This is a genomic window from Streptomyces sp. NPDC046303, assembly GCF_055588085.1.
The window spans coordinates 26,041-41,919 of record NZ_JBVJFA010000048.1; the positions used below are offsets into that span (position 1 = coordinate 26,041).

17 protein-coding genes are annotated in these 15,879 nt (G+C 72.9%); 12 read left to right on the plus strand and 5 right to left on the minus strand.

The window, feature by feature from the left end; translation table 11 throughout:
• The first annotated feature begins 37 nt into the window (after positions 1-37).
• Together ACZ6I1_RS32000 and ACZ6I1_RS32005 are read left to right on the plus strand one after the other, a co-directional pair.
• Positions 38-451, plus strand: coding sequence for a MarR family winged helix-turn-helix transcriptional regulator (locus ACZ6I1_RS32000; protein ID WP_469292399.1), 414 nt, complete (start codon positions 38-40; stop codon positions 449-451).
• Between the two features lie 108 nt (positions 452-559).
• Positions 560-937: a nuclear transport factor 2 family protein gene (locus ACZ6I1_RS32005; protein ID WP_469292400.1), complete on the plus strand. Its 378-nt coding sequence runs from the start codon at positions 560-562 to the stop codon at positions 935-937.
• A gap of 2 nt (positions 938-939) precedes the next feature.
• On the opposite strand, the gene ACZ6I1_RS32010 is transcribed toward ACZ6I1_RS32005, so the two are convergent.
• Complete coding sequence (locus tag ACZ6I1_RS32010; protein WP_469292415.1) at positions 940-1,416, minus strand: HIT family protein; 477 nt, start codon at positions 1,414-1,416, stop codon at positions 940-942.
• Positions 1,417-1,615: 199 nt separating this feature from the next.
• Here ACZ6I1_RS32010 and ACZ6I1_RS32015 point away from each other — a divergent pair, with 199 nt between their 5' ends.
• The 7 genes from ACZ6I1_RS32015 (at position 1,616) to ACZ6I1_RS32045 (ending at position 9,204) form a co-directional block, all read left to right on the plus strand.
• Positions 1,616-2,674, plus strand: a complete 1,059-nt coding sequence (locus tag ACZ6I1_RS32015; protein ID WP_469292401.1) for an alpha/beta hydrolase — start codon at positions 1,616-1,618, stop codon at positions 2,672-2,674.
• A complete protein-coding gene (locus ACZ6I1_RS32020) occupies positions 2,667-3,872 on the plus strand; it encodes an acyltransferase family protein (protein WP_469292402.1) in 1,206 nt (401 codons plus the stop codon). The genes ACZ6I1_RS32015 and ACZ6I1_RS32020 overlap by 8 nt, the downstream gene beginning before the upstream one ends.
• Entirely contained in the window at positions 3,865-5,217 is a 1,353-nt protein-coding gene (locus ACZ6I1_RS32025; RefSeq protein ID WP_469292403.1) for a sensor histidine kinase, read from the plus strand. Before ACZ6I1_RS32020 ends, ACZ6I1_RS32025 begins: the two co-directional genes overlap by 8 nt.
• Entirely contained in the window at positions 5,214-5,885 is a 672-nt protein-coding gene (locus ACZ6I1_RS32030) for a response regulator (protein WP_215143277.1), read from the plus strand. Before ACZ6I1_RS32025 ends, ACZ6I1_RS32030 begins: the two co-directional genes overlap by 4 nt.
• 149 nt (positions 5,886-6,034) lie before the next feature.
• Positions 6,035-7,330, plus strand: a complete 1,296-nt coding sequence (locus tag ACZ6I1_RS32035) for a sensor histidine kinase (protein ID WP_469292404.1) — start codon at positions 6,035-6,037, stop codon at positions 7,328-7,330.
• Complete coding sequence (locus ACZ6I1_RS32040; protein WP_469292405.1) at positions 7,327-7,986, plus strand: response regulator; 660 nt, start codon at positions 7,327-7,329, stop codon at positions 7,984-7,986. Before ACZ6I1_RS32035 ends, ACZ6I1_RS32040 begins: the two co-directional genes overlap by 4 nt.
• Positions 7,987-7,995: 9 nt before the next feature.
• Positions 7,996-9,204, plus strand: coding sequence for a cytochrome P450 (locus ACZ6I1_RS32045; protein ID WP_469292406.1), 1,209 nt, complete (start codon positions 7,996-7,998; stop codon positions 9,202-9,204).
• A 9-nt stretch (positions 9,205-9,213) separates the two neighbouring features.
• Here ACZ6I1_RS32045 and ACZ6I1_RS32050 read toward each other — a convergent pair whose 3' ends face one another.
• Together ACZ6I1_RS32050 and ACZ6I1_RS32055 are read right to left on the minus strand one after the other, a co-directional pair.
• A complete protein-coding gene (locus ACZ6I1_RS32050; RefSeq protein WP_469292407.1) occupies positions 9,214-10,797 on the minus strand; it encodes an ABC transporter permease in 1,584 nt (527 codons plus the stop codon).
• Positions 10,794-11,711, minus strand: coding sequence for an ABC transporter ATP-binding protein (locus ACZ6I1_RS32055; protein ID WP_469292408.1), 918 nt, complete (start codon positions 11,709-11,711; stop codon positions 10,794-10,796). The genes ACZ6I1_RS32050 and ACZ6I1_RS32055 overlap by 4 nt, the downstream gene beginning before the upstream one ends.
• A gap of 87 nt (positions 11,712-11,798) precedes the next feature.
• Between ACZ6I1_RS32055 and ACZ6I1_RS32060 the strand changes: the two genes are divergently transcribed.
• Positions 11,799-12,281 carry a GbsR/MarR family transcriptional regulator gene (locus tag ACZ6I1_RS32060; RefSeq protein WP_469292416.1) on the plus strand — a complete coding sequence of 161 codons (483 nt, stop codon included), beginning with the start codon at positions 11,799-11,801 and terminating at the stop codon, positions 12,279-12,281.
• On the opposite strand, the gene ACZ6I1_RS32065 is transcribed toward ACZ6I1_RS32060, so the two are convergent.
• Entirely contained in the window at positions 12,254-12,751 is a 498-nt protein-coding gene (locus tag ACZ6I1_RS32065; RefSeq protein ID WP_469292409.1) for a hypothetical protein, read from the minus strand. The genes ACZ6I1_RS32060 and ACZ6I1_RS32065 overlap by 28 nt on opposite strands.
• 30 nt (positions 12,752-12,781) lie before the next feature.
• Entirely contained in the window at positions 12,782-13,636 is an 855-nt protein-coding gene (locus tag ACZ6I1_RS32070) for a diacylglycerol kinase family protein (RefSeq protein WP_469292410.1), read from the minus strand.
• 163 nt (positions 13,637-13,799) lie between these two features.
• On the opposite strand from ACZ6I1_RS32070, the gene ACZ6I1_RS32075 reads away from it, so the two are divergent.
• A complete protein-coding gene (locus ACZ6I1_RS32075) occupies positions 13,800-15,083 on the plus strand; it encodes an adenylosuccinate synthase (RefSeq protein WP_362588411.1) in 1,284 nt (427 codons plus the stop codon).
• Between the two features lie 185 nt (positions 15,084-15,268).
• Positions 15,269-15,775 (plus strand): carboxymuconolactone decarboxylase family protein, encoded by a 507-nt coding sequence (locus ACZ6I1_RS32080; protein ID WP_469292411.1) that lies wholly within the window; start codon positions 15,269-15,271, stop codon positions 15,773-15,775.
• Positions 15,776-15,879: the final 104 nt, after the last annotated feature.

A 15,879-nucleotide genomic window follows, 5' to 3' on the forward strand; every position in this document is an offset into this window, starting at 1 on the left:
GGCCCGGCAGGACCTCCTGAGCCGGACCGCGCTCGGAGTGTTCCGGCTCAACGGCCAGTTCCTCGCGGTGTCGGAGGAGCTGGCCCGCCCGGCCGGCCTGACCGCGGCCTGGTGGCAGGTGCTCGGCGCCGTACTCCGCGAACCCCTCCCGGTCGCGGGCATCGCCCGCGCCATGGGCATCACGCGCCAGAGCGTCCAGCGCATCGCCGACCTGCTCGCCGCCAAGGGCCTGGCGGAGTACGTCCCGAACCCGGCACACCGCCGCGCCAAGCTCCTGCGCCCGACGGAAGCGGGCCGCGCGGCGATCGCCCGCATCACCCCGGGCCACGCTGCCCTGGCCACCCGCCTGGCGGAAGAACTGGGCGACGCCGCCTTCGCCGAAACGGTCCGCGTCCTGGACCGCCTGGCGGCCGCCCTGGACGCGATGGCCACACCACCCCCCGAGGCCTGAGCCCCAGCCCCCGCCCCGGCGCGGCGCGAATGTGTCGATGTCAATAAGCCTGCGGGCGACGCTTGTTGCACCTGCCGGCCCCGTCGGAGACTGCCGACCATGGAGCCGATGGACGTAGTGGCACGCCTGTGGCAGCGCATAGAGGCCCGCGACTGGGACGGCGTGGCCGGCCTCATCGCCGAGGACGCCGTCATCGAATGGCCCGTGAGCGGCGAACGGATCGTCGGCCGCGCCAACTTCATCGCCGTGAACAGCGACGACGGCTACACCGTCGAAAGGTCCGTGGAACTGCTCCGCATCCTCGCCGACGGGGACCTCGTCGTCACCGAGGTGGAAATGCCCCAGGACCACGTGCTCTACCGGGCCGTCTCCCTCTGGACGGTACGGGACGGCGAGATCGTCGGCGCCCGGGAGTACTGGACCAGCCCCGGCCAGGACCCGGCACCTCGCTGGCGCGCCGGTTACGTGGAGCCCCTGGCGACGTGACCTCACGCCCCGCCGAGGGCGTCGAGCTTCTCCCCGATCGCGGCCCGCAGCCCGTCGTGGCGGTCGCCCAGCGCGTGCCGTTCGTCGCGCCAGTGCTCCTCCCCGTACAGCCAGACGGGCATCCGGACGAGGTCGGCGGGCTCCCAGTCGTAGCGCGGCCAGACGTGGGCGTGGAGGTACGGGTCGGTGTTGCCCAGGATCTCGATGTTCACCCGGCGGAACGCGGGGTCGAGGCGGCGACAGGCCCGTTCGACGGCCTCGGCGAGCCGCTCCATGTCGGTGAGGTACGCGGCCCTGCGCGCCCGCGGCAGGTCCGAGAGGCGGGTCACGGCGGGATCGTCGGTCAGCAGGACGCAGTACCCGGGCAGGAACTGCCGGTCCCCGATCACGGCGAAGCCCGCGCCGAGGCGGCGCAGGACGGTCGGGTTCTGCCCCCGGTGAGCACTGCCGATGCGGTCGTGCCGCCAGTCGGTTTCGATCATCCATCGAGCCTACGACCCTAACCGAGCTTGCTGAGCGGCGACTTCGCGCCGTTCCTGCCTCTCAGGTAACCCCTGTCATACCTGAGAGCTACGCAGGAAGACGGCTCTGGAGCGGGACGCGGGTGAAGGGGCGCGATTTCTAACTTCGGAAGCGGAGAAGGGCGCTGACGGCTCTTCCGGACCGAAGGAAGAGACGATGGCAACGGGGACGGGGACGGGGACTAGCGCCGGGGGCGCCGCGGCGACGGACACCGCGACTGGCACGGCGACGCGCACGGCGCGTGGTCGCGGCCTGACGGCCGGCCGGCTGCACCGCACGCTGCTGGCCGCGCTCGTCGCGGCGGCCGTCGTGGTTCCGGTGTCCGCCGCCGCCTCCCCGACGGTCCCCGCGCCGATAGCCGCGGCGTTCACCGAATCCACCGCGCTGCACGACCGGTACACGGCCAACCGTGCGAACCTCGCCGAGGCCGCCGGGATGGCGGCGGACGCCGGACGCACCGGGCGGGCCGCGAAGCTGCACGCCATGGACGCGGCCGGTGCCGCGCAGTTCCTCGCCTTCGACGGCCGCGGGCGCGGCCGGGCCGTCGAGGTGTTCGGCGATCTGGAAACCGCCGACCGGGTCACCGTCCTGGTGCCCGGGTCCGACACGACGCTCGACACCTACCAGAGGTTCCGTGCCGGGGCCGTCTCCCTCCAGCAGCGCCTCCACGCCGAGCATCCCCGCTCCGCCGTGGTCGCCTGGCTGGGGTACGACACCCCCGGCACGGTCAGCACGACCGTCCTGACCGCGGCCCGCGCCGACGAGGCCGCCTCCGAACTCGGGCCCTTCCTCGACCGGTTGCGGGACATGGCGGCGCCCGGCGCGCGCCTCTCCCTGCTGTGCCACTCGTACGGCTCGGTCGTCTGCGCCCGTACCGGGACCGGGCCCGCGGTCACCGACATCGTCCTGTTCGGCAGCCCGGGCACGGGGGCCGGCTCCGCCCGGGACATGCCGACGGGGGCCCGGGTCTGGGCCGGGCGGGGCGGCGGTGACTGGATCGGCCATGTCCCGCACGCCCGGCTCGGCGCGATCGGCTTCGGTACCGACCCCGTGGACCCCGCCTTCGGAGCCCGGGCGTTCGCCGCCGGTTCCGCCGGACACAGCGACTACCTCAAGCCCGGCACCGAGTCCCTGGACAGCCTGGCCGCCATCGTCCTCGGCACCGCAACCGCCGAGGGCGCCGCCCCGACCGCCCCGGAGGCCTCCCGTGCGTGAGCTCCGCGCCCGCTGGTCCGTCCTGGCCGAGGGCATCGACGCGGCCACCCCGGCGGGCCGCGACCGCGCCGTGGACGCGCTGCGGGCCTGCGCGATCCTCGGCGTGGTGCTCGGCCACTGGCTGGTCACCGCCCTGACCACCGCCGACGGCGGGCTGAGCACCACCAGTCCGCTCGCGTACACGGGCCGGCTGGCCCCGGTGTCCTGGGTGTTCCAGACCCTGGCCGTCTTCTTCCTCGTCGGCGGCCACGTCGCCGCCCGCGGCTACGCCTCGGCGCGGGAGCGGGGGGACTCGTACCGCACCTGGATCGGCGGACGGCTGGGCCGGCTGCTGCGTCCGGTCACCGCCGTGCTGGTCCTGTGGGCGGTCGCGGCGGGCGGCATGCTGATCGGCGGGGTCGATGTCGCCACCGTCCAGACGCTGGTCAAGCTGGTGCTGTCCCCGCTGTGGTTCCTGCTGGTGTTCGGCGCGCTGACCGCCGCGACCCCGCTCGTGGCCCGGCTCCATCCGTTGTGGCCGCTGGCCGTCGTGGCGGCCGTCGACCTGTGGCGCTTCGGGCTCGGCGGGCCCGAGTGGGCCGGCTGGGTCAACGTGGCCGCCGGCTGGCTCGTCCCCTACACCCTGGGCGCCGCCTGGTCCCGGGGGGCGTTCGTCCGCCGCGGGCCCGCGCTCCTGCTGCTCGCCGCGGGCGCCGTCGCCACCGGCGCGCTGATCCTGTGGGGCGGATACCCGGCGTCGATGGTCGGCGTCCCCGGGGCCGCCGTATCGAACCTGAACCCTCCGACGCTCGCGGCGGTCGCGTTCGGACTGGCCCAGTGCGGGCTGGCCCTGCTGCTGCGCGAGCCGCTGGGCCGGGCCATGCGACGGCTGCCGGGAGCCTGGGCGGCGGTGGCCCTGGTGAACCTCTCCGCCATGACGATCTTCCTCTGGCACCAGACCGCCATGATGGCCGTCACCGCCCTCGGACTGCTGGCCCCGGGCGACCTGCCCGGCCTGCACACCGTGCCCGACTCACTGCTGTGGATACCGGCCCGGCTGCTGTGGCTGCCCGTGTTCGCCGTCGCCCTGACGGTGTGCTGGGCGGCGTTCCGCGCGTACGAGCGTTCCGGGACAGCGCGGTGGGAGGGCCCCACCCGCATCGTGGCCGGCTCCCGCCACCCGGCGGCGGCCCCCTTCAAGGACATCACCCATGCCTAGGCTGGAGCCCGTGATCAAGCCGAGCGATCCCCCCGTACCCGACGCCCGCGAAGGCCGTGGCGGCCGTCCCGCGCTGCGCGGCCTGGCGCGGGAGATGTTCACCCTGGAATGGGATCCGCTGCCCCGCCTGTCGCGGCCGCGCTGGCTGGCCTGGCTGCCGCATGTGGCCATCGGCTACGCGGCCGTGGCTTCCTGCGCCCTCACGGTCTCGCAGCTCGAGGACCACTACAAGGTCACGGGCGGTCCGGTCGTCGCGATGGCCCTCCTGACCGGTGCCTCCATCGTTCTCGGGATGTTCCGGCCCCTGGCCGGATGGTGGCTCGGCCTCGTCACCGCGGCCATGGTCGCGTGGACGATCTACGGCAACGTCGGCCAGGGCCAGTCCTGGCCGTGGACACCTGCCGGGATCTTCACGTTCGCACCGCTGATCCTGCTGGTGGCCCTGCGCGTGCCGCCCCGGCTGACGATCGGGGTCGTCGGAGTCTCGATCCTCTACTCCGGGCTGGCCGAAACCGCCTTCAGACCGCCGGGCAGTCAGACGGTGCTCCCGGGTGTCGCCCTCCTCTTCGGCTTCGTCGGCGTCCTCGGCTATGCGCTCCGCGCGACGCGCCTGGCGCGCGGCAAGCTCGTCGAGCAGGAGTCCCTCACCGCGGAGGAGCGCGCCCGTCGCACCCTGCTGGAGGAGCGCAGCCGCATCGCCCGCGAGCTGCACGACGTCGTCGCACACCACATGTCGGTCATCTCCATCCAGGCCCAGGTCGCCCCGCACCTGGTGGAGAACCCGTCGGAGGAGCTCAAGGAGAACCTCGCGGGCATTCGGGAGAACGCGCTGGAGGCCCTGACCGAGCTGCGGCGGGTGCTGGGCGTGCTGCGCTCCGAGCAGCCCGACGATCCGGTGGCCCCGCAACATCCGCAGCCCACCCTCGCCGAGCTGGAAGGCCTCGTGGACAACGTGCGGGGCGCCGGACTGGATGTCACCACCGAGATCGCGGGGATACGCCGGCCGCTGACGCCCGGCGTCGAGCTCACCGCGTACCGGATCGTGCAGGAGGCGCTGAGCAACTGTTTGCGCCATGCGCCCGGTTCGCGGGTGGAAGTGGGCATCGCGTACGGGCCGCGTGACCTGCACCTGTGCGTGGCCAACACCGCGCCGACCCGGCCGGCCCCGCCCTCGCCGGGCGCGGGGCACGGGCTGCTGGGCATGCGGGAGCGGGCGGGCATGCTGGGGGGCGAGCTGGCCGCCGGCCCCCTGCCCAGCGGGGGGTACGAGGTGACCGCGGTACTTCCGATGGATCCGCAGGACGAGCCCGGCGGTTCCGCACCCGAGACGACGAGGGATTCATGAGCACCCCGATCAAGGTGATGATCGCCGACGACCAGATGATGGTCCGGCAGGGCTTCACCGTGCTTCTCAACGCCCAGCCCGACATCGAGGTGGTCGGCCAGGCCGTCGACGGGGCCGACGCCGTGGCCAAGGTCGGTGAACTGGGGCCGGACGTGGTCCTGATGGACATCCGCATGCCCGGGATGGGCGGGATCGAGGCGACGTCCGTCATCACCGGCGCCGCGGGCGCCACCGTGAAGGTGCTCGTGCTGACCACCTTCGACCTCGACGAGTACGTGTACGAGGCGCTGCGGGCCGGGGCCTCCGGGTTCCTCCTCAAGGACGCGTCGGCCGACCAGCTCGCGGAGGCGGTGCGGGTGGTGGCCGCCGGGGAGGCGCTGCTCTCGCCGAACATCACGAAGCGGCTGATCACCGAGTTCTCCCGGCTGGGAGCGCCGCGCGCGCCGTCGCGGGCACGGATCGACGAACTGACGGAACGGGAGACCGAAGTCCTCTCGCTCGTGGCCCAGGGCCTGTCGAATGCGGAGATCGCGGCCCACCTGACCGTGGCCGAGCAGACGGTGAAGACCCACGTGGGCCGGATCCTGGTGAAGCTGGGCCTGCGGGACCGCACCCAGGCGGCGGTGTTCGCGTACGAGACCGGCCTGGTCCGTCCGACGGGCTACTGATGTCACCCGTGTAGTACCTGAGGGGGACCCGGGGAAATCCCCTCAGCTGGCGACGCGGACCAGGGAGGCACGGACCTACGGTGGTGCGTATGACCGAGACGACCACCGGGGGGACAGCCCGGACGCCTGAAATCAGGATGGCATCGGGGTTGATCGAGACCCTGCGCCAGGACCTCTTCACCGATGCCTTCGCCTATCGGCCCCTGCCGCTGGCGCAGACACCCGGGCGTTTCGTGCGGCGCCTTCCCGAGGCGATACGCCGGTATGCGCCGTGGAGGCAGTATGCGGCGGTGGGGGCGCTGGCGTTCTTCGTCCTGGTGTTCACGAGCACCACGCAGTCGGGCTATCTCGGCGAAGCCGGCCGGTTCGCCACGGGGCTCGTGGCCACGGTCCCGGTGCTCATGACGCTGGTGCGGCCGATCGGCGCGTGGTGGGCGGCCGTGGCCATGACGCTGGTGCTGGCCGTGGTCGGCGGGGGCGCGGACTGGCCCTGGAGCCCGGGCAGCTTCCTCTCCCACCTCGTGGTCATGGTCCTCGTCACCCTGCGGACCGGGCCCCGGATCGCGGCCTGGATGTGGACGCTCACCCTCGCGCTCGGCTTCGCCATGTCGGTGCTCCTCGGCAACGGGTACGGGACCGGCCTGGCGCAGATGGCGGTGACCTCGGCCTTCGCGCTGGCGATCGCGAGCAGCGTCCAGATACGCCGCTCCGCCAAGGCGGAGGTGAGCGCGCAGCAGGAAGTCACGGCCGTCGAGCGGGACAAGCGGACGCTGCTGGAGGAGCGGACCACGATCGCGCGGGAGCTGCACGACGTGGTGGCCCACCACATGTCGGTGGTGGCGATCCAGGCGGAGGCCGCGCCGTACCGGGTGAAGAATCCGCCGCCGGAGCTGGAGGCGGCGTTCGCCACCATCCGGGAGAACGCGGTGGCGGCGCTGACGGAGCTGCGGCGGGTACTGGGCGTGGTGCGCTCCGCGGACTACGAGGCTCCGGACGCCCCGCAGCCGACGCTGGCTTCGCTGGACGGGCTGCTCGCCAACGTGCGCGAGGCGGGGCTGAGTGTGGAGAAGACGGTCACGGGTGCGGTGCGGGAACTGCCGCAAGGGGTGGAGCTGTCGGCGTACCGGATCATCCAGGAGGCCCTGAGCAACACCCTGCGGCACGCGCCGGGGGCGACGGCCTCCGTGGAGGTCTCGTACGTCCTGGGCGGCCTGGGGATACGCGTCGTCAACGGGGCGGCGACCGCCGACGCGCGGCCCTCGCCGGGGGCCGGGCACGGGATCACCGGCATGCGGGAGCGGGTGGCCATGCTGGAGGGGGAGATGACGGTCGGCGACACCGCGGCCGGCGGGTACGAGGTGGCGGTGTTCATACCGGTGCGCAACCGTCCGGAGCCGGAGACGAAGCCGGTGGCGACGGTGCAGAAGGAGACGGGGGCGGCATGACGATCAGGGTGCTGATCGTCGACGACCAGATGATGGTCCGCGAGGGGTTCTCCGTGCTGCTGAACGCGATGGAGGGCATCGAGGTCGTCGGTGAGGCCGTCGACGGCCGTGAGGCCATCGCGCAGGTGGCGGCGCTGCGGCCGGACGTGGTGCTGATGGACATCCGGATGCCGCGGATGAACGGGCTGGAGGCGACGCGGGAGATCGTGGCGGCCGACACGGACGCGAAGGTGCTGGTCCTGACGACCTTCGACCTCGACGAGTACGTGTACCAGGCGCTGCGGGCCGGGGCTTCCGGGTTCCTCCTCAAGGACGCGTCGGCGCGTCAGCTGGCCGACGGGGTACGGGTGGTGGCGGCCGGGGAGGCGCTGTTGGCGCCGTCGGTGACCAAGCGGCTGATCGCGGAGTTCTCCAAGCTCGCCGAGTCGCCGAAGGTCGCGGATCCGGCGGGGCTGGGCGAGTTGACGGAGCGGGAGAAGGAGGTGCTGGTGCTCATCGCGCAGGGGCTGTCCAACGGGGAGATAGCCGGCCGGCTGATCGTCGCCGAGTCCACGATCAAAACCCACGTGAGCCGGATCCTGGTGAAGCTGGGCCTGCGGGACCGTACGCAGGCGGCGGTGTTCGCGTACGAGACCCGGCTGGTGACTCCGTCGTAGGGTGCGGAGATGGGCTTTGATCCGTGGGATGCCGCGTTCGTCGCCGATCCGTATCCGGCGTACCGGGAGGTGCGGGAGCAGGGGCGGGCCGTGTGGTGCGAGGCCACCGGGCAGTGGCTGGTGCCGCACTACGCCGATGTGAGTGCGCTGCTGCGGGACAGGCGGCTGGGGAGGACCTACCTGCACCGGTTCTCGCACGAGGAGTTCGGGCGTGAGGCGCCGCCCCCGGAGCACGAGCCGTTTCACGTGCTCAACGGGAACGGTCTGCTGGACCTGGAGGATCCCGCGCACGCGCGGGTGCGCAGGCTGGTCGCGAAGGCCTTCACCCCGCGCACGGTGGAGCGGCTGGTGCCCGCCGTGCGGCGGATGGCCGGAGAACTGGTGGGACAGCTCCTCGCGGACGGGGGCGGGGACCTGCTCACCGTGGTCGCCGAGCCGCTGCCCGTTGCGGTGATCGCGGAGCTGCTGGGCGTGCCCGAGGCGGACCGGGGGCTGCTGCGGCCCTGGTCGGCCGACATCTGCGGGATGTACGAGCTGCGGCCCGACGAGGAAACGGCGCGGCGGGCGGTGCGGGCGAGCGTCGAGTTCAGCGCGTACCTGCGCGCACTGATCGCCGAGCGGCGGGCACGCCCGGGGGAGGATCTGATCTCCGGTCTGATCGCCGCTCACGACGAGGAGGGGAGGCTCAGCGAGCAGGAGATGATCTCCACCTGCGTACTCCTGCTGAACGCCGGGCACGAGGCCACCGTCAACACCACGGTCAACGGCTGGTGGGCCCTGTTCCGCCATCCCGGCCAGCTCGCCGCGCTGCGCGCGGATCCGAATCCCGAAAAGTTGTCCACAGCTGTGGATGAACTCATGCGCTTCGACACTCCCCTCCAGATGTTCGAGCGCTGGGTCCTCGACGACATCCGGATCGGGGACACCGAGATCCCCCGCGGGGCCGAGGTCGCGCTGCTCTTCGGGTCCGCGAACCGGGATCCCGCACGGTTCGCCGACCCCGACGCCCTGGACCTCGTACGGGCTGACAATCCGCATCTGGCGTTCGGGGCGGGGATCCACTACTGCCTGGGGGCGCCGCTGGCGCGCCGGGAGCTGGAGGCCTCGTTCGGGGCGCTGCTGGCAGACGGAGTCCCGCCCCTGCGGCTCGTCGAGGAGCCGCAGTGGCGGGACGGGTACGTCATCCGCGGATTGGAGCGCTTGCTCGTGGCCTTCTAGGCGGAGGGCCTAGAAGGCCATGTCGCGGCGGTGCAGGGCCGCGAGGCCGGCCCCCGTCAGGGCCGCCGCCAGCGCCGTCAGGGTCAGCAGCGGGGCCCAGGCCAGGGCCTCGGCCCCGGGCAGCTTCGGCAGGTGGGCGAAGGGCGAGAGGTTCATGACGGCGTCCGGGAGTTCCAGCGCGGGCCCGACCCAGCCGAGGGCCAGCGCTCCCCCGGCCACCGCCCAGGCGGCCCCCGCGTACGCGGGGAGCGCCCCGTACAGCAGGGCGGCGACGGCGCCGATCACCCAGACCGCCGGGAGCTGCGCGAGCGTGGCGCCGACCGCCGCACCGACGCCCTCTGCGGACTGCCCGTGTCCGACGCCCAGTCCGAGCCCGCCGAGCAGCAGGATCAGCGCGGAGCCGCCGAAGGCCACGGCAAGGTGGCCGCCGGCCCAGTGCAGTCGGCCGACCGCGTTCGCGAGCAGCGGTTCGGCGCGCTGCCCCGACTCCTCACCGCTCAGCCGCAGCACCGCCGAGACGATGTACAGGGCGGCGACCAGGCCGAGCATCCCCGTCATGGTGGCGAGGAACGCGTCGGCGATCCCGCTCCGGCCGCCCATCCGCTCGATGATCTCGCGGGTCTTCTCGTTGTCGCCGACCAGCTCGGTGGCCCCGTCCGTGATCCCGCCGAAGACCACACCGGCGGCGAGGAAGCCCAGGCTCCAGCCGATCAGGCTGCCGCGCTGCAACCGCCAGGCCAGCGCCCCGGCCCCGCCGAGCCGGCCCTCGGCGGGGCCGGGGCGGGCGGGCAGGAAGCTCATGCCGATGTCGCGGCGCCCGGCCAGTACGTACGCCGCCGCCACCTGCGCGCTGACGGCCACGGCGAACAGGGCGAACACCCACCAGCGTTCGGCGGCGAAGGCCCGCACGTGCTCCAGCCATCCCAGCGGCGAGATCCACGTCAGCACCGAGGAGCCGGTCTGCGAGCCCGCGTCGCCGGCGGCGCGCAGGACGAACGCCGCGCCGAGCACCGCCCCGGTGAGTCCTTTCGCGAGCCGTGCGCTCTCGGTGAGCTGGGCGGCCATGCCCGCCAGCCCCGCGAAGAGCATCCCGGTCGCGCCGAGGGCGAGCCCGAGGGCCGCCGCGCCGCCGGCGCCCCGCCCGGCGAGGCCGGCGGTCACGAGGAGGGCGACGAGCCCGTTCGCCACGAGGGCGGCGAGCAGCGCGGCCGTCATGGGGGCCCGGCGGCCCACCATGGCGGCGGACAGCAGTTCCTGACGCCCCGTCTCCTCCTCCTCGCGGGTGTGCCGGACCACGATGACCAGGCTCATGACCCCGGCGAGCAGCCCGGCGAAGACCCCGCTGCGCCAGGCGGTCAGAGCGCCGACCGAGTCGCCGAAGAGCGGGCCGTACAGGGCGCGCAGGGACCCGTTGGCGCCCATCGTGACGACGAGCCGGGCCCGTTCGGCGGGCGTCGCGTACACGGATTCGAGGGCGGCGGGCATGCTCAGTACCAGCAGCGAAACGACCGCGATCCAGACCGGCATCATCACGCGGTCGCGGCGCAGGGCCAGCCGCAGCAGGGCGCCCGTCCCGGCGAGTTGGTCCTTCATCGCGACGCACCTTCCGCGACCGCGCCTACGCCCTCGTCCTCGTAGTGGCGCAGGAACAGCTCTTCGAGGGTCGGCGGGGTCGAGGTCAGCGACCGCACGCCCGAGGCGGTGAGGGCGCGCAGTACCGCGTCCAGCTTGTCGGTGTCGGCCTGGAGGCTGACCCGCAGGCCCTGCACGCGCACGTCGTACACGCCCGGCAGGTGGGTGATGCCGTTGGGCGGACCGGCGAGCTCGGCGCTGATCGACGTACGGGTGAGGTGGCGGAGGTCGGCGAGGGTGCCCGTCTCGACGGTGCGGCCCTTGCGGATGATGCTGACCTGGTCGCAGAGGGCCTCGACCTCGCCGAGGATGTGCGAGCTGAGCAGGACGGTGCGCCCGGCGGCGCGGGCCTCGGCGACGCAGGCCCGGAAGACCTCCTCCATCAGCGGGTCGAGGCCGGAGGTGGGTTCGTCCAGGATGAGCAGCTCGGCGTCCGAGGAGAAGGCGGCGACCAGGGCGACCTTCTGCCGGTTGCCCTTGGAGTACGTACGCCCCTTCTTGGTCGGGTCCAGCTCGAACCGTTCGATCAGCTCGGCGCGGCGGGCCCGGTCGAGGCCCCCGCGCAGCCGCCCGTAGAGGTCGATGACCTCGCCGCCGGAGAGGTTGCGCCACAGGGTGACGTCGCCGGGCACGTAGGCGACGCGGCGGTGCAGGGCCACGGCGTCGGCCCACGGGTCGCCGCCGAGGAGTTCGGCGGTGCCGGAGTCGGCGCGCAGCAAGCCCAGCAGGACCCGGATGGTGGTGGACTTCCCGGCGCCGTTGGGGCCGAGGAAGCCGTGTACCTCGCCGGTGGCGACGGAGAGGTCGAGTCCGTCCAGTGCGTGGGTGCGGCCGAACGCCTTGTGGAGTCCGGCGACGCTGATTGCCTTCGTCATGCTTCCGAACGTACGCTAGCTTCACAAAATTGTGAAGCTAAGAAATCGCATAAAGTTGAGAAGGTGTCGGACGAGAGGGCGGGCGAAATGGCGGCGGTACGGGACGCGGAAGCGGTCTCCCGCTTCGTGGAGCGGTTCGCCGCGCAGCTGACCGAGGCGGGGATGCCCCGGATGGCCGCGCGGGTCTTCGCGCAGCTGCTGGCGAGCGACGAGGCCGCGATGACCTCGGCGGAGCTCGGCGAGGCGCTCCGGATCAGCCCGGCGGCCGTGTCGGGGGCCGTGTCCTACCTGGCGCAGGTCAACATGGTCAGCCGCGAGCGCGAACCGGGCTCCCGGCGGGACCGGTACGTCCTGCACAACGAGCTCTGGTACGAGACCTTCACGCGCCGGGACCAGGTCCTGACCCTCTGGGAGAAGACCCTGCGCGAGGGCGCCGACGGCCTCGGCGCGGACACCCCGGCCGGGGCGCGCGTCGCCGAGACGGCGGCCTTCTTCGAGTTCATGCAGGGCGAGCTGCTCGGCCTGCTGGACCGCTGGCGGGCCTACCGGGAGACCCTGGACCTGGGCTGAGCCCGGGCCGGGCGCGCCCGGCCCAGCCGGCGGGCCGCCGGGGCCCACAGGACGCCCCCGGCCGCGGGATCCCCGACCAGCAGGATCCGTACGGCCCCGTCCCCCGCGCCCGGAGGCAGCACCCGCCGGCCCAGCAGCCCCAGGGTCAGCGCGCCCCGCCGCCCGTCCCCCGGGTCCCGCCGGTCCAGGAGCAGCACCGGCGGCAGCCACCCCGTCCGCACCACCACGGCCTCGTACGAGGTCCAGCGCGCGGCCGGGTCCCGCAGGGCCCGGCCGGCCCACCGGGCGGCGAGAAGCTCCCGCACCCCGAACACCACCGGGCTCAGCAGCACCACCAGGGCGACCGGCCGGGTGAGCACCGCCGCCACCAGCGCCGGCCAGCAGAACAGCGGGAGCAGGCACAGCAGCAGCCCGTCCCGCCGCCAGTCGGCGAGCGCGTCGCGCATCGCCTTCGTGACGGGGGCGGTCACCGGGCAGTCACCGGGGCATTCACGGGGCATTCACCGGGGCACGGTGAGCGCCCACGCGGAAGGGTGCAGGGTCCAGGTGCGGCGCCGCACCGGCCCGGTCATCGTCGCGTCGGCCCGGTAGCGGAAGTCCGTGCCCGACACGGACACCGTCTTCGCGCGCGCCGAGACCGTCGAACCCGCGCCGCCGCCTCCCGTACGGATCACGACCTCCGCGAGCCCCCCGTCCTCCCCGGTGGTCACCGTGAGCTCCTCCACCGGCCGGTCCGCGTCCGCGAGCACCACCCCGTCCGCCTCCACCCTCAGCCGCAGCCGGGCCCCGCTCCCCGCCCCGGCCACCGGCCGGACCAGCGTCCGCACCAGCGAGCGGTACGCGCTCCACACCGAGGGCAGCGCCGGGGGCGGCCCGGCCGCCGCAGGGCGCAGCGGCGGGATCCGCAGCGAGCGCAGGACCACCCCGTCGCTGTCGTCCACCAGCAGGTCGCACGTCCGTACCGACCCCTCCAGCACCGCCCGCGCCGCCGCGACGGCCGACAGCGGCACGCCCAGCGACCCGGCCAGCCCCAGCGACCCCGCGGGCCCCACCGGCACCAGCGAAAGGGCCCCCTCCGCCAGCCCCCGCTCGCGGTGCAAAAGCCCCACGGCACGCACCAGAGCCCGGTCGTCACCCACGATCACCGGCCGCCGATGACCCCGGCGGGCCAGCGCCCGCGCAAATTCCTCCTGCGAATCCGGGAGGCAGATTTTCGCCGCCGCGCCCGCTGACAACACATCTTTCGCGATCCGCACGGACTCGCCGTCAAGACGGCGGGCGACCGGGTCGACGAGCACGAGCAGGGCGCCTACCGGCGCGCCCGCGTGGCTCATGGTGGGCTCTGGAGCCGACACCTCGGTCCTTCCTCGGGTAGCATCTTTGTGCAAGAGGCCCTTGCGCTATTGCGCCAGGGCCTTCGTCTATTCCGGGGTACCGGTCCGACGGCTCAGCCTGCGGTGTACATCGTCGTACGCCCCCTGACCTTGGACATGCCCCATCCGGAAGAGGTGTACGCCTGTGCCCGCTCTTGTGCTGCTCGGAGCTCAGTGGGGTGACGAGGGCAAGGGAAAGGCCACCGACCTGCTCGGTGGATCCGTTGATTATGTGGTGCGCTACCAGGGCGGCAACAATGCCGGCCACACGGTCGTCGTCGGCGACCAGAAGTACGCGCTGCACCTTCTCCCTTCCGGCATCCTCTCCCCCGGATGCACCCCGGTCATCGGTAACGGCGTCGTCGTCGACCCGGCCGTCCTGCTCTCCGAGCTGCGCGGCCTGAACGAGCGCGGCATCGACACCTCCAAGCTGCTCATCAGCGGCAACGCGCACCTGATCACGCCGTACAACGTGACCCTCGACAAGGTCGGCGAGCGGTTCCTCGGCAAGCGCAAGATCGGTACGACCGGTCGCGGCATCGGCCCGACGTACGCGGACAAGATCAACCGCATCGGCATCCGCGTCCAGGACCTCTACGACGAGTCGATCCTCACCCAGAAGGTCGAAGCGGCCCTCGAGGGCAAGAACCAGCTCCTCGCGAAGCTCTACAACCGCCGCGCGATCGACGCCGCCGCGATCGTGGAGGAGATGCTCCAGTACGCGGAGCAGATCAAGCCGTACGTCGCCGACACCACCCTGATCCTCAACAACGCGCTGGACGAGGACAAGGTCGTGCTCTTCGAGGGCGGCCAGGGCACCCTGCTCGACGTCGACCACGGCACGTACCCCTTCGTCACCTCCTCGAACCCGACCGCGGGCGGTGCCTGCACCGGTACCGGTGTCGGCCCGACGAAGATCAGCCGCGTCATCGGCATCCTGAAGGCCTACACGACCCGCGTCGGCGCCGGCCCGTTCCCGACCGAGCTGTTCGACCAGGACGGCGAGGACCTGCGCCGCATCGGCGGCGAGCGCGGCGTGACCACCGGCCGCGACCGCCGCTGCGGCTGGTTCGACGCGCCGATCGCGCGCTACGCCACCCGCGTGAACGGCCTGACGGACTTCTTCCTCACCAAGCTGGACGTGCTGACCGGCTGGGAGCAGATCCCGGTGTGCGTCGCGTACGAGATCGACGGCAAGCGCGTCGAGGAGCTCCCGTACTCGCAGTCGGACTTCCACCACGCGAAGCCGATCTACGAATACCTCCCCGGCTGGTCCGAGGACATCACCAAGGCCAAGACCTTCGAGGACCTTCCGGCGAACGCCCAGGCGTACGTCAAGGCCCTCGAAGAGATGTCGGGCGCCCCGATCTCCGCGATCGGCGTCGGCCCCGGCCGCACCGAGACGATCGAGATCAACTCGTTCCTCTAGGCACATCAGGTACGTCCGGTACTTCCGGTACGTCCCCCGAAGGGGCGGCAGGCGCACGCGCGCCCGCCGCCCCTTCGGCGTTCGTTCCCGGGCGCCTCGAAAAGAAAAATCCCGCATCCGGTCACACTCGTGCGCGCCCCTCCGTCAGTGCTGTGTAGACGCCGATCTGAAGGAGCACAGCAGCCATGACGAACACCACCACCCCGGCCCACACCCCCATCTCGCGGATGCCCGACCCGGCCGCGTTCGTCCCCGAGGTGAGCGACGTCAGTGCCGCCCTCTTCCGGGCGACGGGCAACCGCTCGGTGCCGCGCAAGACGATCAGCCTCGTCCACCTGCGCGCCGGGCAGATCGTCCACAACACCTACCTGACCATCCTGAACACCTCGTTCCTGCGCAAGCTCGGCGAGACCGAGGAGCGCATCACCGCCGTCTCCTCCTGGCAGGACGCCCACTGCTTCAACGACGCCGAGCGCGCCGCGCTCGCCCTGGTGGAGGCCACCCTGCAGCCCGCCCCGCACGGCAAGGAGCGGGTCACCGACGAGCTGTACGCCGAGGTCGCCGAGCACTACGACGAGAAGGCGCTGGCCACCCTCACCATCGCGATCGGCCAGATCAACTTCTTCATCGCCCTGGCCGTCATCGGCAAGCCGCAGCCGGTCACCTCGCTGGCCGACGAGCAGTGGGACTGAGGCCCCGGTACGCGGAAGGGGGGGGGGGGGGGGGGGGGGGGGGGGGGGAGGGTGGGGGGGGGGGGGGGGGGGGGGGGGGGGGGGGGGGGGGGGGGGGGGGGGGG

Bases quoted from the DNA above. Each gene is read 5' to 3' on its own strand.
- ACZ6I1_RS32005 (WP_469292400.1), top strand. From the start codon at position 560: ATGGACGTAGTGGCACGCCTGTGGCAGCGCATAGAGGCCCGCGACTGG.
- ACZ6I1_RS32015 (WP_469292401.1), top strand. From the start codon at position 1,616: ATGGCAACGGGGACGGGGACGGGGACTAGCGCCGGGGGCGCCGCGGCG.
- ACZ6I1_RS32025 (WP_469292403.1), top strand. From the start codon at position 3,865: ATGCCTAGGCTGGAGCCCGTGATCAAGCCGAGCGATCCCCCCGTACCC.
- ACZ6I1_RS32030 (WP_215143277.1), top strand. From the start codon at position 5,214: ATGAGCACCCCGATCAAGGTGATGATCGCCGACGACCAGATGATGGTC.
- ACZ6I1_RS32040 (WP_469292405.1), top strand. From the start codon at position 7,327: ATGACGATCAGGGTGCTGATCGTCGACGACCAGATGATGGTCCGCGAG.
- ACZ6I1_RS32045 (WP_469292406.1), top strand. From the start codon at position 7,996: ATGGGCTTTGATCCGTGGGATGCCGCGTTCGTCGCCGATCCGTATCCG.
- ACZ6I1_RS32050 (WP_469292407.1), bottom strand. From the start codon at position 10,797: ATGAAGGACCAACTCGCCGGGACGGGCGCCCTGCTGCGGCTGGCCCTG.
- ACZ6I1_RS32055 (WP_469292408.1), bottom strand. From the start codon at position 11,711: ATGACGAAGGCAATCAGCGTCGCCGGACTCCACAAGGCGTTCGGCCGC.
- ACZ6I1_RS32060 (WP_469292416.1), top strand. From the start codon at position 11,799: ATGGCGGCGGTACGGGACGCGGAAGCGGTCTCCCGCTTCGTGGAGCGG.
- ACZ6I1_RS32080 (WP_469292411.1), top strand. From the start codon at position 15,269: ATGACGAACACCACCACCCCGGCCCACACCCCCATCTCGCGGATGCCC.